The 19293-nt window shown below is 55.1% G+C and carries 20 protein-coding genes and 2 riboswitches; of the genes, 5 read left to right on the top strand and 15 right to left on the bottom strand.

The features are described from left to right. Positions 1-160: 160 nt before the first annotated feature. Positions 161-931: a DODA-type extradiol aromatic ring-opening family dioxygenase gene (locus N0M98_RS26995; protein ID WP_249860940.1), complete on the bottom strand. Its 771-nt coding sequence runs from the start codon at positions 929-931 to the stop codon at positions 161-163. Between the two features lie 305 nt (positions 932-1236). Between N0M98_RS26995 and N0M98_RS26990 the strand changes: the two genes are divergently transcribed. The 4 genes from N0M98_RS26990 to N0M98_RS26975 are packed head-to-tail and all read left to right on the top strand — an operon-like array spanning position 1237 to position 4798. Next, positions 1237-1785 (top strand): sigma-70 family RNA polymerase sigma factor, encoded by a 549-nt coding sequence (locus tag N0M98_RS26990; protein ID WP_259619686.1) that lies wholly within the window; start codon positions 1237-1239, stop codon positions 1783-1785. Positions 1786-1797: 12 nt separating this feature from the next. Next, on the top strand, positions 1798-2958 hold the full coding sequence (locus N0M98_RS26985) for a hypothetical protein (protein WP_249860938.1): 1161 nt from the start codon (positions 1798-1800) through the stop codon (positions 2956-2958). After that, entirely contained in the window at positions 2955-3917 is a 963-nt protein-coding gene (locus N0M98_RS26980) for an ABC transporter ATP-binding protein (RefSeq protein WP_249860937.1), read from the top strand. Before N0M98_RS26985 ends, N0M98_RS26980 begins: the two co-directional genes overlap by 4 nt. Beyond that, on the top strand, positions 3914-4798 hold the full coding sequence (locus N0M98_RS26975) for an ABC transporter permease subunit (RefSeq protein ID WP_249860936.1): 885 nt from the start codon (positions 3914-3916) through the stop codon (positions 4796-4798). Before N0M98_RS26980 ends, N0M98_RS26975 begins: the two co-directional genes overlap by 4 nt. 297 nt (positions 4799-5095) lie before the next feature. On the opposite strand, the gene trxA is transcribed toward N0M98_RS26975, so the two are convergent. The 3 genes from trxA to N0M98_RS26960 all read right to left on the bottom strand — a co-directional run bounded on the left by trxA (position 5096) and on the right by N0M98_RS26960 (position 6409). Beyond that, complete coding sequence (gene trxA / locus N0M98_RS26970; protein ID WP_249860935.1) at positions 5096-5416, bottom strand: thioredoxin; 321 nt, start codon at positions 5414-5416, stop codon at positions 5096-5098. Positions 5417-5466: 50 nt separating this feature from the next. Further along, positions 5467-5850, bottom strand: coding sequence for a hypothetical protein (locus N0M98_RS26965; RefSeq protein ID WP_249860934.1), 384 nt, complete (start codon positions 5848-5850; stop codon positions 5467-5469). Positions 5851-5971: 121 nt separating this feature from the next. After that, positions 5972-6409 (bottom strand): RrF2 family transcriptional regulator, encoded by a 438-nt coding sequence (locus tag N0M98_RS26960; RefSeq protein ID WP_249860933.1) that lies wholly within the window; start codon positions 6407-6409, stop codon positions 5972-5974. A gap of 169 nt (positions 6410-6578) precedes the next feature. On the opposite strand from N0M98_RS26960, the gene N0M98_RS26955 reads away from it, so the two are divergent. After that, a complete protein-coding gene (locus N0M98_RS26955; protein ID WP_249860932.1) occupies positions 6579-6860 on the top strand; it encodes a hypothetical protein in 282 nt (93 codons plus the stop codon). Between the two features lie 127 nt (positions 6861-6987). Here the strand turns inward: N0M98_RS26955 and N0M98_RS26950 are convergent, their stop codons facing one another. From N0M98_RS26950 to N0M98_RS26905, 11 genes are all read right to left on the bottom strand, one after another. Then, positions 6988-7161 carry a hypothetical protein gene (locus N0M98_RS26950; protein ID WP_249860931.1) on the bottom strand — a complete coding sequence of 58 codons (174 nt, stop codon included), beginning with the start codon at positions 7159-7161 and terminating at the stop codon, positions 6988-6990. 66 nt (positions 7162-7227) lie between these two features. Continuing rightward, complete coding sequence (locus N0M98_RS26945; protein ID WP_259619685.1) at positions 7228-9552, bottom strand: universal stress protein; 2325 nt, start codon at positions 9550-9552, stop codon at positions 7228-7230. 110 nt (positions 9553-9662) lie between these two features. Continuing rightward, positions 9663-10268 carry a potassium-transporting ATPase subunit KdpC gene (gene kdpC, locus N0M98_RS26940; RefSeq protein ID WP_249860929.1) on the bottom strand — a complete coding sequence of 202 codons (606 nt, stop codon included), beginning with the start codon at positions 10266-10268 and terminating at the stop codon, positions 9663-9665. Between the two features lie 76 nt (positions 10269-10344). Further along, positions 10345-12390, bottom strand: coding sequence for a potassium-transporting ATPase subunit KdpB (kdpB, locus tag N0M98_RS26935; protein ID WP_259619684.1), 2046 nt, complete (start codon positions 12388-12390; stop codon positions 10345-10347). A gap of 21 nt (positions 12391-12411) precedes the next feature. Next, positions 12412-14091 (bottom strand): potassium-transporting ATPase subunit KdpA, encoded by a 1680-nt coding sequence (gene kdpA, locus N0M98_RS26930; RefSeq protein ID WP_259619683.1) that lies wholly within the window; start codon positions 14089-14091, stop codon positions 12412-12414. A gap of 162 nt (positions 14092-14253) precedes the next feature. Then, the gene (gene kdpF / locus N0M98_RS33940) at positions 14254-14331 is read right to left on the bottom strand and encodes a K(+)-transporting ATPase subunit F (protein WP_375295556.1); all 78 of its coding nucleotides are present in this window, start codon (positions 14329-14331) and stop codon (positions 14254-14256) included. 128 nt (positions 14332-14459) lie between these two features. After that, positions 14460-14858, bottom strand: a complete 399-nt coding sequence (locus N0M98_RS26925; RefSeq protein WP_259619682.1) for a hypothetical protein — start codon at positions 14856-14858, stop codon at positions 14460-14462. Between the two features lie 126 nt (positions 14859-14984). Further along, positions 14985-15140: riboswitch (cyclic di-AMP (ydaO/yuaA leader) on the bottom strand. Positions 15141-15306: 166 nt separating this feature from the next. Next, positions 15307-15503: riboswitch (cyclic di-AMP (ydaO/yuaA leader) on the bottom strand. A 242-nt stretch (positions 15504-15745) separates the two neighbouring features. Further along, positions 15746-16348, bottom strand: coding sequence for a response regulator transcription factor (locus N0M98_RS26920; RefSeq protein WP_259619681.1), 603 nt, complete (start codon positions 16346-16348; stop codon positions 15746-15748). After that, complete coding sequence (locus N0M98_RS26915) at positions 16345-17490, bottom strand: sensor histidine kinase (protein WP_259619680.1); 1146 nt, start codon at positions 17488-17490, stop codon at positions 16345-16347. Before N0M98_RS26915 ends, N0M98_RS26920 begins: the two co-directional genes overlap by 4 nt. Position 17491: 1 nt before the next feature. Continuing rightward, positions 17492-18232 carry an ABC transporter permease gene (locus N0M98_RS26910; RefSeq protein ID WP_259619679.1) on the bottom strand — a complete coding sequence of 247 codons (741 nt, stop codon included), beginning with the start codon at positions 18230-18232 and terminating at the stop codon, positions 17492-17494. Continuing rightward, the gene (locus tag N0M98_RS26905) at positions 18229-19152 is read right to left on the bottom strand and encodes an ABC transporter ATP-binding protein (RefSeq protein ID WP_259619678.1); all 924 of its coding nucleotides are present in this window, start codon (positions 19150-19152) and stop codon (positions 18229-18231) included. The genes N0M98_RS26910 and N0M98_RS26905 overlap by 4 nt, the downstream gene beginning before the upstream one ends. Between the last annotated feature and the right edge of the window lie 141 nt (positions 19153-19293).

Below are 19293 nucleotides of genomic sequence, written 5' to 3'. Positions count from 1 at the left end.
ATTGAGCTTACTCAAACGAAGACCAAACAGGGGAAGTCGGCCATTTTAAGTCAAGTCCAGCAATGGATTTCAGGTTTACCCAGCTACATCAAGGCTTTAATGCCAAATTTGAGCTGCGAAACTTGAGATAATTATTTTCAAAAAAATAAATCAGCACGAGCTACCGAAACATCCACGCCGATAAGCTGAGTGTGCCGTATTCGTATTCCTGATGCAGCAGCTTCGCGCTCTGCTGCTCGTCGCCGGCTCCCATGCTGATAAAGAGCGGAGCCAAATGCTCCCTGCTGGGCACCGCTTCGCGGACGAACGGCCCTCTGCCTTCATAGTCGAATAAAGCCTCCAGCTCCCATACAGCGATCTTCTCCGCCAGCCATCGGTCGAACCGAACCGCCCACTCTTCGGCATCCTCCGTCTGCCAATGCAGCTTCGCCAAATTATGAACGGTCCCTCCGCTGCCGATAATCATCACGTCGCGGGCCTTCAAAGACTTCAGCGCCCTTCCGATACGGTACTGTTCTTCCGGAACAAGCTTCGGATTAACCGACAATTCGACGACCGGCACATCGGCAAGCGGATACAGCAGAGACAGCAGCGTCCAAACGCCATGGTCCAGCCCCCGGCGATGATTCAACTCGCAGCGGATGCCGTCGGCGGCAAGCAGCTTCTCTATCTCCATGCTGAGCACAAGATCGCCGCGGGCGGGATATACCGTTTCATACAACGCGTCCGGAAATCCGAAAAAATCGTGCAGCGTATCCGGCTTCGGATTGCTGGAGATAAGCTGAACCCCGCTCTCCCAATGGGCGCTGACGATGGCGATGCCTTTGGGCTTTGGAAGCAGCAGCCCCAATGTGCGCAAAAACTTGGTGTAAGCGTTCGTTTCGTTAACGATCGTCGGCATGCCATGGGCGAAAAAAAACGAAGGATACATCGCGAACGGCTCCTTTATCCTTTTGTAATGGTATGACTGGAACCGCACATCATTATCCATGCCGCAGGTTCGGGTATACTGAATATACGCAGTCAACGTCTCCTTATCAGCATATACATCCCGGGCGCATACCATGCCTCGCGGCTTTGCCGTCATGCAAGCAGATTCCGGATCGGTAAACCCTATTACCATCATGCACGAAAGCGGCCGCTCATGTCAAAGATTATCAATTTCCCACCCGCGTGATACAAAACCGGATTGCCGTCCGTCTTATATATAGCTGCAGCTGAAAGGAGGACAATCGATTGGAACCGCAACAACATCAACAAGAAACGCAACAATCGTCAGAGTTTTTTCGCGAAGTGTTTTATATACATTATCCGACCGTGCGCCGCAAGCTGATCGGGCTTGTACGCGACGAAGCGGCGGCCGAGGATTTGGCTCAGGAGGTGTTTTTGCGGCTGTACCGCAATCCCCCGGACGAGCCGGCTCTGATGGGCGCCTGGCTGCACCGCGTCTTGACGCGAATCGCCTATGACTACTTGAACAAGAAGGCGCGGGAGCGAGCGCTGCATGAGAAGCAGTCGCAGAATATGCTCAGCGCCGAAGGCGAGCAGCCGTCCAACGAGCAGCTGCTCATGAGACAGCTGGATCAGGAGGAAGTGCGAGAATGGCTGGAGGAGCTGCCGGAACGGGACCGCAAAGCGCTGCTTCTGCGCTACTCGGGCTACAGCTACGCCGAAATCGCCGAACAGCTTCAGGTTCGCCAGCCGATCGTAGGAACGCTGCTTCACCGGGCCACGGAACGACTCAGAAGACATGCCGCAACGCAATCGGAAGCACAGTTCAAATAGGAGGTATTACCGATGAACGATAATTATAAAAAAAGCGAGCGCGAAGCCGTAGACGACGCCTGGACCAAGTTGCAAAGCAAGCTGGCGCAGGAGCCGGTTCAGCCCCGCTGGGCCGAGTGGGCCGGCAGCGTTACGGCCGAAAGCACAGCCTCCCCGCTCGCGGCGCCTGCCGCGCCTATAGAAGCGCAGCAGGAAGCCGCCGCCCGGCAAGCTCAGCCGCTCTTCGGAGGGACGAATGCTTCCGCTCATGAAGCGAAGCGTTCCGGCTCCTTCGGCAGTTGGCTGCACAAACGGAAGAAATGGGTCGCTTCCGCGGCGGCCGCAGCCGTCGTCGCCGTCACTCTCGCTACGCCGTCCGGCAATCAGGCGCTCGCCGCCATCCTGAACAAGTTTCGGATGCAGCAGCTCACCGTCGTACAGGAGAACGAATTGCAAAATATATTAAACGGAGCTTTCGGAGACGGCAAGTCGCGGGAATCCATCAATACATTCGGCACCTTCACCAATGTGTCCGGCAAACCCATCGGCGAACTCGATCCCGCTGAAGCCTCCAAAGTCTTAGGGCATAAAATCATTGTCCCGGCAGACTTCGATTCGAAGCAAAAACTGTACGTCTCTCCGTCCAATACGCTGACGTTCAAAATGAACGTAGACGAAGTGAATAAAGCCATGACCCGTCTCGGAGCCAAGAAGCTGCTTCCCGATTCGGTGGACGGCAAGCCGATTAGTCTGGAAACAGGCTCGGCGATCTACCTCTATGTATCGAAGGGCGAAGAGGAGGGACAGGATAGCATCGGATATTCCTTCTCGCAAATGCCGGTGCCGACCGTTACGGTCGATCCTTCCATCCCGGTCTCGGAAGCGCTGGATGCGATCATCCAATTCCCACTGCTGCCTCAGAGCCTGAAGGATAGCCTGAGAACGGCCGGCGTGCTTCAAGGCGGTTCCGTGCCGCTGCCGCTGATCGAGAGCGGGCAAGCCGAGCAGATTAAGGCCGCCGGCGTCGATGTCATCCTGACGTCGGATACGATGGACCGCGGAGATCAAGGCAAGCGCACGTACTATGCGGCCACATGGGTGAAGGACGGCCAATTGTACCGGATAGACGGCAACAATGCTCTGACGACCCGCGAAGCGATGATCAGCAAAGTGACGGAGTTGATTAGATCTTGAGTCAACCTATAATCGAAACCCATGCATTAACCAAGGACTACGGCAATGGCCGCGGCTGCCGCGGCATTACGCTTACGGTCGGTACGGGGGAAGCCTTCGGCTTCCTCGGGCCGAACGGCGCCGGCAAGAGCACCTTCGTCAAAATGCTCGTCGGCCTGATCCGCCCCACCGGCGGCACGGCGACGATTATGAACGAACCGGTAGGCTCGATCGAAGCCAGACGCCATATCGGCTACTTGCCGGAGCTGTACCGTTACCAGGAATGGCTCAGCGGCGCCGAAGTCGTCATGCTGCATGCCAAGCTGTGCGGCATCGCTCCCGCCGTGGCCAAGCGGCGCGTACCGGAGCTGCTCGATCGGGTCGGCATCGGTCTGCGCGGCCGCGACCGGGTGAAGCATTATTCCAAGGGCATGCAGCAGCGGCTCGGCCTCGCCTGCGCGCTTGTGAACGACCCCAAGCTGGTGTTCCTCGACGAGCCCGCTTCGGCACTCGATCCTATCGGACGCATGGAGGTGCGCAACCTTCTGCAAGAGCTGCGACAAGAAGGCAAGACGATCTTCCTCAATTCGCATCTGCTGGAGGATGTTGAGCTGCTGTGCGACCGCGTCGCCCTATTGAATAACGGCAACATTCTGCAAACCGGAGCGGTATCCGACGTATTGCAGGAGAAGACCCGCTGGCACCTGTGTGTCGGCGGGTTCGCGCCGTTTATATTGACGTGGCTTACCGAAGCGACCGGCCTGCCGATCCGGGTTACGCATCTGCCCGTCCCGCACGGCTTAAGCGACTGCGTCTGGCTGGAAGCGGAGCTTGAGGACAACGAACAGATCGGCTGGCTGAACAGCCTGATCGTCGAGCAGGGACTCACGCTGTATGAAGTCAAGAAGGCCAAAACAAGACTGGACGAATGGTTTATGAACGCGGTCTCCGGTCTCAGTCACAGGGGGGAACGCGTATGATGACCATCATCGGAATGACCTGGAAGGAGCTGCTCCGCAAACGGGTCATGCTGCTGACCTTGCTGATGACCTTGGTGTTTCTCGTCGCCTTCTGGTTCGTCGCACAAACGATCGGCGCGCGGCTGGTGACGTACCCGCGCGATAAGCAAAGCATAGAATACTTGGTAGAAAGCTTTACGATGGGAACGATCACGTTAACTCTCGGCTTTTTCTTCGGTTCGTTCGTCATTGCGTTCCTATCGATTTTCGGCTCCTTCTCCGTCATATCGGGAGAGGCCGAGCAAGGCGTGCTCCAAGCGCTGCTGCCGCGGCCGCTTCCGCGCTGGCATTGGTATATGGGACGATGGGTCGGTTATGTCAGCCTTGGCGTCGGCTATGCCGCCCTGCTGTTCATCTCAATTCTGGTCATTACACAAATTCATTCCCGCATTCCTTCGGACCCGCTCTCCTTGATCAAATCGTTTTTGCTGTTCGCATGGGTGGTCCCTCTGCTCGTCTCCGTCTCGATGGCAGGCTCTTGCCTGTTTTCCGCCTTGGGCAACGGCGTATTCATGACGATGCTCTACGGAGCAGGGTGGCTCGGCGGGATGATCGAGAAGATTGGCGGCGTGGCCCAACTGCGGGACGAGTCGCTTAAACCGCTGATGACAATCGCGGGGCTGATGTCCCTCCTCATGCCGTCGGAATCGCTTCAGCACCGAATGATATCGGAACTGTTCTCTTTCAAAGATATGGAGGAACTGGTCAAATTAAATGCCGGCGATTTAGGTCCTTTCGGCGTAGGACAGATCCCCTCCAATGCTTACCTCGTTTATGCGGGCTGCTATACGATTATCGCTATGATTGCCGGCATGCTTCTGTTTCGCCGCAAAGACTTGTAAAGAACAAATCCCCCAAAAGCCATCCATGCCGCCGACGCGGCACCACAGACAATGGAAATGGGGTACCAAGAGTAATTTCCAGGGTAGTGACGTGATGCTCTGAAGCTAATTCCGTCCGCATCCAGCCTAAGCTGGATCGGCGTCTAACCATTCCTCTGGGATCGTTCTATAGGTAGACATTACTTTTGGGGGAGCCCACGGATATCCCACAGGAAATGGCTGCGCATCATTTCCTAAACAACAATAAAACCCTGCCGATTCATCCATTCGTATGGATTCGGCAGGGTTTTCGTCAAATTAAGAAAGATGCGGCTGTACCCAAGCGAGCATATCTTGCAGCGGTTTGAAGCCGACCGTCGTCGATACCTCTTCCCCGTTTTTGAACAGCTTCAGCGTCGGAATGCTCATGATGCCGAATGCCCCGGGAGTTTCCGGATTGTCGTCGACGTTCATTTTGGCAATCGTCAATTTCTCGCCGAGCTGCTCGTTCATTTGCTCCAGAACCGGGGCGATCATTTTGCAGGGTCCGCACCAAGGCGCCCAGAAATCGACGAGAACGACTCCTTCTTGCGCGATTGTTTCTTTAAAATTTTGATCTTCCACTTTAATCAATGCCATGGAAATCCACTCCTTAACGAAATATATGATTTATATAATTAAACGACGGATTAATCGATCTTAATTCGGCTAACCGTCGATCTGTAATCGAATCCCGGGCCGTTTTCTTTGCCCCCGAGGTTGAATTGAGCCATACGCAGCGAAGCGTACAAATCTTCGAACCAAGCCTGGTCCCGCGTCATTAGCGCCAAATCCAGCAAGCTGCGCAAATCGGCCTCTTCGGAAGGCACGTATTCGGCGAGCTTATCCATTTTGGCAAGGGATGCAACCAGCACCTCTCCGACGGCGCCGTCATGATCGCATTGAGTTACACGAACCTTGGCCATGCCGTACAGATCGATCGACTCCACATATCCGATGAATTTCTCGTCCTCCAGCGAGGTCCCGCTCACCCAATCTCCTACTCGAATCCAATCTTGTTTCATAGCCGTCATCCATGCCACTCCCCTTTCATTCCATTCCCTTTGATCAATCGCCTCAACTGAAACAAAACAGGTAACAGTTGCAATATGCGTTAGTATCCAAGCTTCCGAACCGCCTCAACGCTAAATACCTTCATACGCCCGGCTTCTTCTCCTGCTCTCTGCGCACCTGCTCCAGCACATCGCGGATCGTCCACTGACCGAAGTAATCGATCATCTGCTTCTCGGCGCCGGCATACAACTGATCCATAACGGTCGCCATATTGCAGGCGATCATACAATCCTGCTCCGCATCTCCCGAACACCAGCCCGGTTTAACGGAGCCCATGGACGTCAACCGGTACATCTCGGCCAACGTAACCTGTTCGGGATCGCATTTCAAAATAAATCCGCCGCCGGTTCCTTCCTTAGCCGCAACGTAGCCGTTCTTGCGAAGCATGGCCATCACTTTGCGAACACGAGCCGGATGGGTGCACACATTATGGGCGATCATATCGCTTGTCGCCATATGATCGGGCCGGTAAGCGAGCAGTGCTAAACTATGAATTGCAATAGTAAACTCGCTATTCAAGCCGATTGCCTCCTCCATATTCGGTGCCGATGTGTTTTGTTTCTTACTGTTATTATATTAATTACAGTTAGCTGTGTCAAGAGGGCCGACGCCCCGTTGCCATCATCCGTTAGAAATAATGTATAGAGATCCCTCTCCCGGCAAACCGTAATATAGAGGGGGTGAGCTGATGGCGACGACACCGGATCAATCGGAACATTTTATTAAAGAACTGATTCATAAAAATCAAGATTTGTTCGACGAGCATGACTTTACGGAATGTAAGCAAGTCGTAACGGATTTTGCCGAAATCATCGCAAACCTGGAGAGCACCCAATTCAAATTCAGACGCAAGCTGTCCGACGTAGCCGATAAATTCCCCCATGATATCGAGAAGGTAGTCTACCTTCAAGGCATGGTGGACGGATTAAACCTGGCGATTGTACCTTTGAAAACATTCGTCAAGCAATGATCCGAAGCTTTCCGGACACGGAGATGGGACGACAGGCGGACAAGCCAGGACAACGGAAAGGTCATTCGTTTTTTCCAACGGCATGACCCTTCCTATCCCTTGCCTCCCGGAGCTCGCCGGAATTTTTCTAACTATGTAAAATGATCTGGACAAGCCCGGAAATAACGACAGCTTGAAACAAGGACAATAGAAGCTTTTTGCGGACGGCTTCCTTGGCCGATCTGCGGCTGTTGTCGAACATATTAATGAACAAATATCCTGCTATAAATACACATACAAAAACGAAAATAAACATATCCATGCCGTTCTCTCCCTTAAGGTCTATACTGCTGTGCTCTTCTCTCCTTTGCATCTACCCTCTGCTCGACTAAACTTGTATATTGGGGTCAACATCGGCGACGACGAGCACATCCATATGACGCGAAGAACGGAGCAGCTTCTTGACCAAAGAGCCGTGCCTCAATTCCTGCCATCGTGTTCGTCGCGATTGACCGATAATAAGCTGCGTTGATCTATACTCGTTCGCTTTGGCGATCAGTACATCCGCGATGCGCTTCCGGCATGCGGCGATTTCGATTCGAAACACGCCTCCAAGCCTCTCGGTCAGCTCCTTCATAGTGCGAAGCCTTTCCGACAGCCCGGAGGATAAGTTCATCTCGTCAGGTTGGACATAAGTGACATACCAGGTTGCCTTCAGCCTGTGCGCGATACGGAAACCTCTGCGGATAAGCCTCTCGGCGGCGGGCGCGCTGCCCACACAAACGAAGATGACCTCTTCCCGGCGCCAAGGTCCCCTTAGAGCGCTTCTTCGCTCCCAAGCTTCCAAGCGTTCGTCGACATCGTCGGCGATCTCGCGCAGCGCCAGCTCCCGCAGGGCAATTAAATTGCCGGTTTTGAAAAAATGATTCAGCGCCTGATCGACCTTATCAAGCGAATAAATTTTGCCGTCCTTCATCCGCTGCTGCAGGGAGCCCGGCGCAACGTCGATCAGTTGAACCTCATCGGCCAGCCGCAGCAGATGATCGGGCACCGTTTCGCGGACGCGAATGCCGGTAATTTGCTCGACGGCATCGTTCAAGCTTTCCAAATGCTGAACGTTTATAGTCGAAATGACGGAAATCCCTGCGTTCAACATGTCGATAACATCCTCATACCGCTTGGCATGCTTGCTGCCGGGCACATTCGTATGCGCCAGCTCGTCGACCAGCACAATCTCCGGGGCCTCCCGCAGGATCGCTTCGGTGTCCATCTCCTCCAGCCGCGTTCCCCGATAATCGACGACCTTTCGCGGGACGGTCCCCAGCTTGCCTACCTGCGCCAATGTTTCCTGCCTTCCGTGCGTCTCCAGCAGGCCGATGCGAACATCCGCTCCGCGGCGCAGCAGGTCGTTGCCTTCCCGCAGCATAGTGTAGGTTTTGCCGACTCCCGGCGCAGCGCCGATATATACCTTGAATCGTCCCCTCCGGATTTGTTCGATGCGCCGCTCCATCTCCTGCGGGCTCAGACGCCGGTACGGATCGGCCGCCGGTTTGTTCAGCCTGGCCGGCAAGATCCGCTCCCCCTCATGGTCCGCGCGATCGGCGACGACGAACACGTCGATATGCTTCGTCCGTTTTAACACCCTATGGACGACCGCTCCCTTCCAGAGCTCCTGCCAGCGGGTTTGCTTGGAATGTCCCATAACGATGCGGGTCATATTATGCTGAATCGCATAACGGACGAGGGCGCCGGGCAGCGCTCTGCGCGAGCGGAGCGGCAGCTCCTCGAAATCTCCCCCCACCTTCTCGACGAGCTTGACAATCGAGCGCTTGAAGGAGGCGGCTTCCTTGCTCGGCGGCCGGTTCCCCTGAACGAAGGTGACGACCGTCAAATCCCCGTTCAGCCGCTTGGCGATTTGCTGACCGCGGCGCACATGGATCGAGCCGTTCCAATGGTACTGCGCGGAGATCAGGATGCGCTCAGCGGCGCCGGACGGCCGAGCCGCGCCCGTCTCCTGCCGGTATTTCTCCAGCGTATCGCCCACCCCTTCGGCAACCAGACGCAATGCCAATTCTCGCAGAACGGCGAGATTGCCCCGCTTGAACAACGGAGCGGCCTCCTGCGGCTTGCAGCTTCCTTCCGCAGCGCGGGCGAGCATCGTCTCCGGGGTAACGTCGATCAGCACGACCTCATCGGCGAGCTCCAGCGTATCGGCAGGAACGGTTTCCCGCACCTCGATGCCGGTTCGGCGCTTCGCCAGCTCCTTCATGTCCTCCAGCTCGTAGACGTTAACCGTCGTTATGACGCTGATGCCGCGATGGAGGAGCTGACGGATATCGTCCAACCTCGTAGGATAGCAGGCTCCCTGCCGGTTTCGGTGCGCCAGCCCGTCGACGAGGACGACTTCGGGATTGCGCTCCAGCAGCAGCTCCACGTCCAAATCTTTTTTCTCTATGCCGTTTTCATGCCAGCGAATGCTTGGAACCCGCTCCAGATCGCCGATCTGCTCCGCCGTCTCCGGTCGCCGCATCGTCGACACGGCGCAGATAACCACATCGAGACCGCGCTGCTTCAAGGCATGCCCCTCGCGAAGCATATGATAGGTCTTCCCCGAGCCGGTTACCGCCCCGATGTATACTTTTAACCGGCCGCGGTGGAGCTTGGAAATCGACAACAAAATGTCCTCCGGCGTCTTCCCTCTGAACGTTTCCATGAAAGCCTCCTGACTGCTGACGGCCGCTGCATGAACAACGCCGGAATGGCGCCGCGCTTCACTCCGTCTCTAATCTCGCCGCGGTTGATGCGCCGTTCGCCGCATTTTGTTTATTGCTTCGCCAGCTCGGCCAAGGCCATATTCAGCTTCAGCACATTGACTCTAGGTTCGCCGAACAGTCCCAGATCGCGCCCTTCCGTATGGGCGTCCACCAGCGCATTCAATCGATCCGGCGAAATGCCGGTCAGCTTGCCGATACGCGGCACCTGTGCCTTGGCCGACTGCGGCGTAATATGGGGATCAAGGCCGGAAGCGGAGTTCGTAATCAGATCGATAGGCAGCAGGCTAATCGGCACATCCGGGTTGTTCGCCTTCCACTGCTCGATCGAAGCTTGCGTCCGTTGGAGCAGCTCGGGATTGGACGGGCCGTAGTTGTTCGTCCCGGACGATTCCGCTTTATATTCGATGCTCGATACTCTGCCTTGAAACCACTTCGGATCGGTGAATGGCTGCCCGATGAGCTCGGAGCCGCTGATTTGGCCGGAGCTGTTCTTCAGTAAGCTTCCGTTCGCATTGCCGGGCATCAACACTTGAGCCAACCCGGTGCACAGCAGCGGATAGACGATGCCGCATAACAGGATAAAGACGGCGCAAAGCCGAACAATGCCCCCTAGCGATACGGTTCCTTCAACGTCAAACGATACCGGTTTATTCATTCTTTTTCCTTCCTTTCTCTGGAGCGCGGGCATCCGGCGGGAGGTCTCCCGCTCTCCCCCGGACGCATCCGCTTCTCTAAATCCATATATTGACGATCAGATCGATCAGCTTGATTCCGATGAAAGGAACGATAACTCCGCCGAGACCGTACACAAGCATGTTCTTGCCGAGCAGCTTGGCGGCGCTCATCGGTTTGTAAGCTACGCCCTTCATAGCTAACGGGATCAGCAGCGGAATGATGACGGCGTTAAATACAAGCGCCGATACAATCGCCGACATGGGCGAACCGAGATGCATAATGTTCAAAGCCTCCATCTGCGGAATCGCCAGCGTGAACATCGCCGGGATGATCGCAAAATATTTGGCTGCGTCGTTGGCTACGCTGAACGTTGTCAGCGCCCCGCGCGTCATCAACAGCTGCTTGCCAATGGCGACGACCTCGATAATCTTCGACGGGTCCGAGTCGAGATCGACCATATTGGCCGCTTCCTTGGCGGCAATCGTGCCGCTGTTCATTGCCAGCCCGACGTCGGCCTGCGCCAGCGCCGGAGCGTCGTTGGTTCCGTCGCCCGTCATCGCCACCAGCTTCCCTTCGGCCTGTTCCCGGCGGATGACGGCAATCTTATCCTCCGGCTTGCTCTCCGCTATGAAATCGTCCACGCCCGCTTCCCGCGCTATCGTAGCCGCCGTGAGCGGGTTGTCGCCGGTACACATGATCGTCTTGATCCCCATTCGGCGCAGCTGCTCGAAGCGTTCCTTCATCCCGGGCTTCACCGTATCCTTCAGATAAATCAGACCGTATATCCGGTCATCGACGGCTACCGCAAGCGGCGTCCCGCCTTCCGACGCGATGACGTTTCCCTTATCGTCCAAATCCGCGGGGATCGTTCCTCCCTGCGCCTGCACCCACCGCTTCACCGCATCGACCGCGCCTTTGCGCACTTTGCGGCCGTCGGACAAATCGATGCCGCTCATACGCGTTTCAGCCTTGAACTCGATAAATTGTCCGCCGTCGGCCAGGGATGCGTCGTAGGCCAAGCCCTGCTTTTTCATCCATTCCAGCACGGAGCGTCCTTCCGGCGTCTCGTCTTTCAAAGAACTGACGGCGGCCCATTGCGCTACCGCTTGCAGCGATTCATTCCCGACGGGAAGCATGTCGCCCGCCATCCGGTTGCCGTATGTGATCGTTCCCGTTTTATCCAAAATCATCGTATTGATATCTCCTGCCGCTTCCACCGCTTTACCGGACATCGCCAGCACGTTGAACCGGGTCACCCGATCCATTCCTGCGATCCCGATAGCGGATAAAAGACCTCCGATCGTCGTCGGAATCAAACAGACGAGCAGCGCGATCAGCACAGGAATTTGCAGATCGATCTCCAAATAGCGGGCGATGGGAGCCAGCGTTACGACGACGATCAGGAAGATGAGCGTCAGTACCGTAAGCAGCGTGCTCAGCGCGATCTCGTTCGGCGTTTTTTGGCGCTTGGCGCCTTCGACGAGCGAAATCATCCGATCGATGAACGATTCTCCCGGGTCGCTGACGATACGCACCCGGATCGAGTCGCTGACGACGCGGGTCCCCCCGGTCACGGAGCTGAAATCTCCGCCCGCTTCCTTAATAACGGGAGCGGATTCGCCGGTTATCGCCGATTCATCCACGGAAGCGAGCCCTTCGACGACCTCGCCGTCGCCGGGAATCATCTCGCCTTGCGATACGGAAACCAGATCTCCCTTGCGCAGTTCGGTCGCCGGAACGACCTTGATGCCGGTTCCGTTATGGACGATCTTGTTCGCCATAATCTCCTGCTTCGTTTTTTTTAGCGAGTCGGCCTGCGCCTTCCCCCGCCCCTCCGCCAAAGCTTCGGCGAAGTTGGCGAACAGGATCGTGAACAATAGGATCACAAATACCGTAAAGTTAAACCCGACGCTGTTCTCCGTTCCGAAGTAACCCGGCAGCACGGTCATCAGCAGCACGATGAAAGCGCCCGCTTCCACGACGAACATAACGGGGTTTTTCATCATTTTGACAGGATTCAGCTTCAGGAAGCTCTCCTTCGCCGCTTGAACGACGACGGCGGAAGTGAGCAGCTTGCCGCCGCTTGTTTTATTTTCATTCATGCTTGATCGCCTCTCTCTTCATTAACGAATCGTTACCTGTTCGGCAATAGGTCCGAGCACGATCGCCGGCAAAAACGTGAGCGCCCCGATAATAAGCACCGTTCCGACGAGGATGCCTACGAAGAGCCGGTTATCCGTACGGAACGTCCCCAACGTTTCCGGCACCCATTGCTTGCTTGCCAACGAGCCGGCAACGGCTAACAAAGCGATCATGGAAATGTACCGGCCCAGCAGCATGACAATCCCGGTGGATATATTCCAGAACGGCGTGTTGTCGCCCAGCCCTTCGAAGCCCGAGCCGTTATTGGCGGCCGATGAGGCATATTCGTACAGCACCTGAGTAATCCCGTGAAAGCCCGGATTCGAAATCGCCGCCTTGCCCAGCTCCGCCGCCAAGGCGATGCCCGTCGGGGCAAGAATGATGAGCGGATGCGCCAGAATAGCTATAGCGATCAGCTTCATTTCGCGCGGTTCTATCTTGCGTCCCAGAAACTCCGGCGTCCGGCCAACCATCAATCCGGCGAGGAAAACGGCTAGCATCGCGTACATGAGCATATTCACCAGTCCGACGCCTTTACCGCCAAAGACGCAATTCAGCATCATAAGCGCCAGCGGCGTAATGCCTCCGAGCGGCGTCAGCGTATCGTGCATATTATTGACCGAGCCTGTGGTAGCTGCTGTCGTAACCGTAGTGAACAATGCCGATTGCGCGATGCCGAAGCGCACCTCCTTGCCCTCCATGCTGCCTTGGGACGCGTCGATTCCCAGTCTGTTCAAAACCGGATTGCCTGCCGACTCCGCAGCGTATACCAGCGACAGAAACAGCAGAAACAAAATCATCATCGCCGAAAAAATAACCCATCCCTGCTTGCGGTTCCGTGCAAACAGCCCGTACGTATAAGGAAGCGCAGCGGATAACGACCACATCGATAAAATTTCAATCACATTCGTTAAAGCGCTCGGATTTTCGAACGGATGCGCCGAGTTCACGCCGAAGAAGCCGCCTCCGTTCGTTCCGAGATGCTTGATCGCCTCAAGTGAAGCTATCGGCCCGATCGCTATATGCTGCTCGCCGCCTTCGAGCGTATTCACCGTCAGCGCAGGCTGCAGCGTCTGCGGAACCTGAAGCGCTACAAGCGTCAGCGTTACGATGAGCGCCAGCGGAAAAAACACCCGCACGTGCGCCTTCACGAAATCTTCGAAAAAGTTGCCGATTCTTTCGCCTCTGCTTGTCACGCCCCGCACGAACGCAATGGCGACGCATAGCCCCGTCGCCGCCGACGTAAACATCATCATCGTGATGACAGCCATTTGCGAAAAGTACGACAAGCCCGTTTCCCCGCTGTAATGCTGGAGATTCGTGTTCGTCATGAAGCTGATGACGGTATTGAAGGCAAGTGTCTGCTCCATATTGCCGATACCGTTCGGGTTGAGCGGCAGCAAAGTTTGCAGTCTAAGAATCAAGTAACCGGCTCCTACCAGAACAATATTCGTCAAAATAAAGCTTAGCCCGTACATCTTCCAAGTCATGCCTGAACGGTTTTTCAATCCGGTAACGGCATAGATCGCTTTTTCTACCGGGGCGAACCCGCGGTCCGTACGATTCGCTTCATTGGAGAAGACATAATATAAATACGTTCCCAACGGTTTGACGAGCAGGATCAGGATGACGATAACAATTGCGATCTGCAGTATTCCCATGTTTTTTTCCTCCTAAGAGCTTTTCTCCCCGGATTTCTTGAATGGTTAGCCCTTGAAAGGATTGAAATCCGGAGACAAAGGCGACAGCTTACGCTTCTCCAGATTGCCTTCGCTTAGCGAAGTCTGCTTTTTCACCATGCTTCTAGAGCTTTTCGCTCCCTCTCAAAATTTTTCCGGATGAATCAGGGCGTACGCCAAGTACACGAACAAGAACATCGTGACGGCAGCGACCAATATCATTTGCTATCGCCTCCCGTTTCCGCAACGACCCGGCCGCACCAGGTCATAAAGCCATAGAACAGCCCGTACATAGCCGTGAGCATTGCAATCATGCATATATCCAGCATAGGAACGCCTCCAGCGTTTGTTTATTTGATTAAAAAAGAAACATCTTGGCTTGAAGTGTGGATGACATGGTCTGCGCCAAGCCCTCGATACACCAGCCTCGGATTCATATTATGAGTAATGACGCAAATCTCTTTGGAAGTCCACGTGCGGCATATTTGAATGAGCCGGCAGCACAGATTTAACGAGCTTTCGAACAGGAACACCCGTCCGATCGGCAGCTCAGGCAAAAGCCAAGACTCGCATTCCGAGGTGTCTACCCGTATAAAATGCTTGACACCCAGCTCGCGGAGCCTCCCTGCTTCCGCTCGGCTGTTCGTGATCGCCGCAAACGGGATTCCTTTCGCCAGAAGCAGCCGGACGAAGCTTTCGCCGGTTTTATTAGGCGCCGATACGAGTATGAACTCTTGCGCGGCAATCATCTTTTTCTCCTCCTATTCTCTCAAGAGAAGGCAGACATATAAAAAGAAGCCTGCGAAAAGAGGGAGCTCTTCTCGCGGCTTCTTTGGAAAGCACAGCAAACACAGCTGCGCAAGCACACGATCATTGTTGCCTCTCTCGGTACGCTGACGAGGTTAGCTGTCGGATTCGGGCGTGAGAGTCGCCCTACCCAGCGCATGTCGGCTGGGATTCACCCCATGGGCCTGCCAAGGCCCTTTGGTTCCCCCGCTCCCTGTTATTCAGGGATTAAGCGTTATAACTGCCTATCGGTTTGATGAAAAAACTCGATTCATTTTTCCAAAAAACAATTCCATTTTTCACAAATGGGCGCAAAAAAACCACAGAGGCTTGGGAGCCTTGTGGCCGTTTAAACGATCACAAGCTTCATCATCCTCTCTCCATTAGACCATCGTCTTCAACAACCAAGAAGCCGATGTCCTTCCACGCTGACGAGGTTAGCTGTCGGATTCGGGCGGTGAGAGTCGCCCTACCTGCGGATGCAAGCTAGCTTTGCATCGCGCTAGGATTCACCCCGGCATCGATATTTCCGGCTCTCACACCGAAAAATACCGCTGCAATGGTTCCCCCGCTTTCCCTGAATAAGGGAAATTAAGCGATCAGAATTTGGAAACTTTGTTTTTTCAAATCATGAATTGTATATTACGCCTGTTGCAGGCTGCTGTAAAGAACAGCCGACAGACCTGTGCGGTGAATTTCAAGGAACGAATAGGATGGCAGCGCTTACTTCCATCCTGATCTTCATATAACTGCTTCCCGCTCACTCTATCTTCGTTTTACGCAATTTGGAGCGGCTTGTTTCCTGCTGGTCTGCCCCCTTAAGAGAATGCAGCTAAAACGAAAACGGCCGCTACTTGAGCCAGCCGTTTTTCTCCGCAATGCTGATCGCGTCTATCCGGTTTTTTGCCTCCAATTTTTGCATAATTTCCGATATATAATTTCGCACCGTGCCGCCGGAAAGAAACAACGATTTAGCGATCTCGCCCGCCGACAAGCCTTCGGCAACCAGCCTAAGCACCTCCCGCTCCCGTTCGGTCAGCGGATTCTCCGCCTCCCAGAACGTAAGCGACAGCTCGGGGCTAATCGCCCGGCCCCCGGCATGGACTTTGCGCAGCGCCTCGCCCAGCTCGTCGATAGGCGAATCCTTAAGCAAGAAGCCGTGAACGCCCGCTTTGATCGCCCGCTGAAAATAACCGGAGCGGGAGAAGGTCGTCAGAATGACGACGCGGCAAGGATGCCCCAGCTCCTTCAGCCGTTCGGCGACATCGAGCCCTGTCATACGCGGCATTTCAATATCCATGATGCACAGATCGGGTCCCAGCTCCAGAATCATCCGCAGCGCCTCTTCCCCGTTCTCGGCCTGCCCGATAACTTCCACATCGTCCTCCAAATCCAGCAGCGCGCTAAGCGCTCCCCGCAGCATCCCTTGGTCCTCTGCAATTATCACTTTCATTGCGCGTTCTCCCCCGATTTCTGGTGTTTGACGATTTTGGGCACGGTGAACGTTACGGTCGTTTCTTGTCCTTCCTCCGATTGAAACGTCAGCTTGCCGTCGATCAAGTCCAGCCGTTCCTTCATCCCCAGCAGTCCCCGCCCGGAAGAGGGGGTAGGACAGGAGGCGTGCCGTAATCCTTCTCCATTATCGCTTACCGTCACCGTAATCCCGCTGTCGTCTTCATGTAAGGCGATGCGGCAGAGCGAAGCCTTGCTGTGCTTCACCACATTGGTCACGGCCTCGCGCAGACACATCCCCAATATATTTTGAATGAGCGGCGAAGCATCCAGTCCGGCGAAATCCCCTTCGGTCTCGACCCCGATTTGGGCCGCGGCCAATATTTGCCGCGCATGGCGGATTTCATCGTGAATCGATACGGCGTTCATTCCCGACACCAGTTCTCTCACCTGCTTAAGCGCGGCGCGCGATGTCATCTGAATATCCCGCACCTCCTGCGCCGCTTTTTCCGGATTGCGGGGAATTAATTTTTCCGCCAGCTCGCTCTTTAACGTGATTAAAGACAGCGTGTGGCCGAGCGTATCGTGCAAATCCCGGGAAATCCGCTGCCGTTCTTCGTTTTTGATCAACCGTGCGATCTCCTCGTTAGCCGAATTCAACTGGTTGCGCAGCTCCTTCGATCGGACCCCCGCGCGGATAATGAACGGGAAGACCAGCATCAGAGCCGAGGACGGAAGAAGCACCACCAAGTCGTCGCCGGAAAATTGATGGATGTGCGTTCCGAATACAAGCGCAAACAAGGCCAGCAAAATGACGACCCCGGCGTAAAATTGCCTGACCGAAGCCATCAATCCTATGACAGGGGCTACATAAAAGGACATAAACCAGAAATTAATATGATAGTGAAAGCAAAAAAAGACGATGATCGCAAGCATGGTCAGCACATAAACCATTCTGCGTTTTTCATCCCAATAACAAAGGCAATTGGCCACTATAAACAGCAAAAGCAGAGCAAGGCCGATCCACTTATCGTGAGTCGGCTTTTGCAATATGCTGTAGATGGGCGAGGTCAAATACACCAGCCAGATCAATTGGAACACGCCCATACCTTTTCCGAAAGGCCTCATCTTGAACCCGTTCATGTTATACCGCTTCCTGTCTCCGGATGATATAGGATGATAATACCATAAAGACGACGACGTAAGCAGCCAGCACGATAATCCCAACCCCGTCTACGGACGCCCCGGCAATAATATTCCATGCCCCTTGCCCGTACCGGTACGAGGGCAGCCACAAGGCGATCTTTTGCAGGAGGGCCGGCATTGTCTGGATCGGCATCCACAGTCCGCCCAGTGCGGACATGGCCATGAAGAGCAGCTGGGAGATGACCTGTACCGCCTCCACGCTGCGAATCGTGCCGATCAGCGTGCCCAGCGCCAGGAACGGCAGAATGCCGATCCAAATCCACAAACCGCACATGATCCATTGGAACAGACTAAGCTCCACGCCTCGGAAAATGGCTCCGATCAGAAACATCAGCACGATCGTGCCTAAGTTGATGAGCGACTGCGCGGCGATTTTGGACAGTACATACGTCCCGGACGGCAGCGGCGTAATCCGGATGAGCTGCACCCAGCCTTGTCTGCGCTCCTGGGCGAAGCGGATGCTGATCGTGTTCAAGCTTCCGCCGATCACTCCGAATACCGTCATGGACATCAAGTAGTAGGCTTTCCATTCGACTCCGCCGATCTCCGTATTCGCGTCGATCGTACTGGTAAATATAAAGTAGAATATGACCGGCATGAGCAGCGCCATAACGACGAACTTGCGGTTTCTGAGCGTCCGAAGCAGCTCCGCCTTGCATTGCGCCAATGCAGCATTCATCTTTTATCATCCCCTGTATATTCGAATGAGCCGGCTTGACCGAGCACCAATGATTGGAAGGCGTCTTCCAGTCCGCCGCTTTGAATTTCGATATCTTTCACGTCGAGCTTGTTCTGTACGATTGCGAAAATGAGACGGTCCGTATTGGCGCTCGTCAACTTGACCCGGCGTCCGTTCCACACCGCATCGGAGATGCCGAGCACGGCCTGCAGCGTATCCTCCGTCACTCCGGGGCCGGCGGTAAACGACAGCGTTCTGCCGTTCGTCGTCGCCTTAATTTCGGCCGGCGTACCGTCGGCGATCAGCTTGCCTTGGTTAATCACCACAACGCGATCGGCTATCGCATCGGCTTCTTCAATATAATGCGTCGTCAAAATGATCGTGCGGCCGCGTCCCACCATTGCCCGGACCGTCTCCCAAAACAGATGCCGCGAGGTCACATCCATCCCGACGGTCGGTTCATCCAGAAACAGCACCGACGGATCGCCCGCCAGCGCGAGCGCAAAATTCAATCTCCGCTTTTGCCCGCCGGACAAGGAAGATGCCATCTTGCTTCGCTTTTCCTTCAGACCGGACACCTCAAGCAGATGGTCCAGCGACAGCGGCTGCGAGTAATAGCTGCGGAACAGATCGATCGTCTCTCCTACTTTTAATCCGTCGATCACGTTCACGTCCTGCAGCATCGCCCCGAAGCGGTCCTTCACGCCGCGGTCCCGGGGGTCTCCTCCAAGCAGCCTGATCGTACCCGAACTCGGCTGCTGTAGACCAAGCGTCATGGAGACGGTCGTCGTCTTCCCCGCCCCGTTCGGGCCGAGCAGCGCCACAATCTCGCCTTCCTGTATCATTAAGGACAAATCATCCACCGCGGTTTTTCCTTGAAACTGTTTCGTTACATGATCGAGCTGTATGACTGGCTTCATTCCTGCGCCACCCCTCGTTTGATTTCATGTACTTATTGTAGCTTCGCGGCCAATCCGGCGGTATTCATGAATGTCATCCGTTTCATATGACAATTGTCATGCCCGGAAGAGCAAATTCTGCTAACAAAAAAAGCCCCGCCT

Origin of the sequence: Paenibacillus doosanensis, assembly GCF_025060755.1 — a bacterium.
GTDB lineage: Bacteria > Bacillota > Bacilli > Paenibacillales > NBRC-103111 > Paenibacillus_S > Paenibacillus_S doosanensis.
Note: the sequence above shows the minus strand (reverse complement) of the source record. Positions and strands in the feature narration are given on the sequence as shown.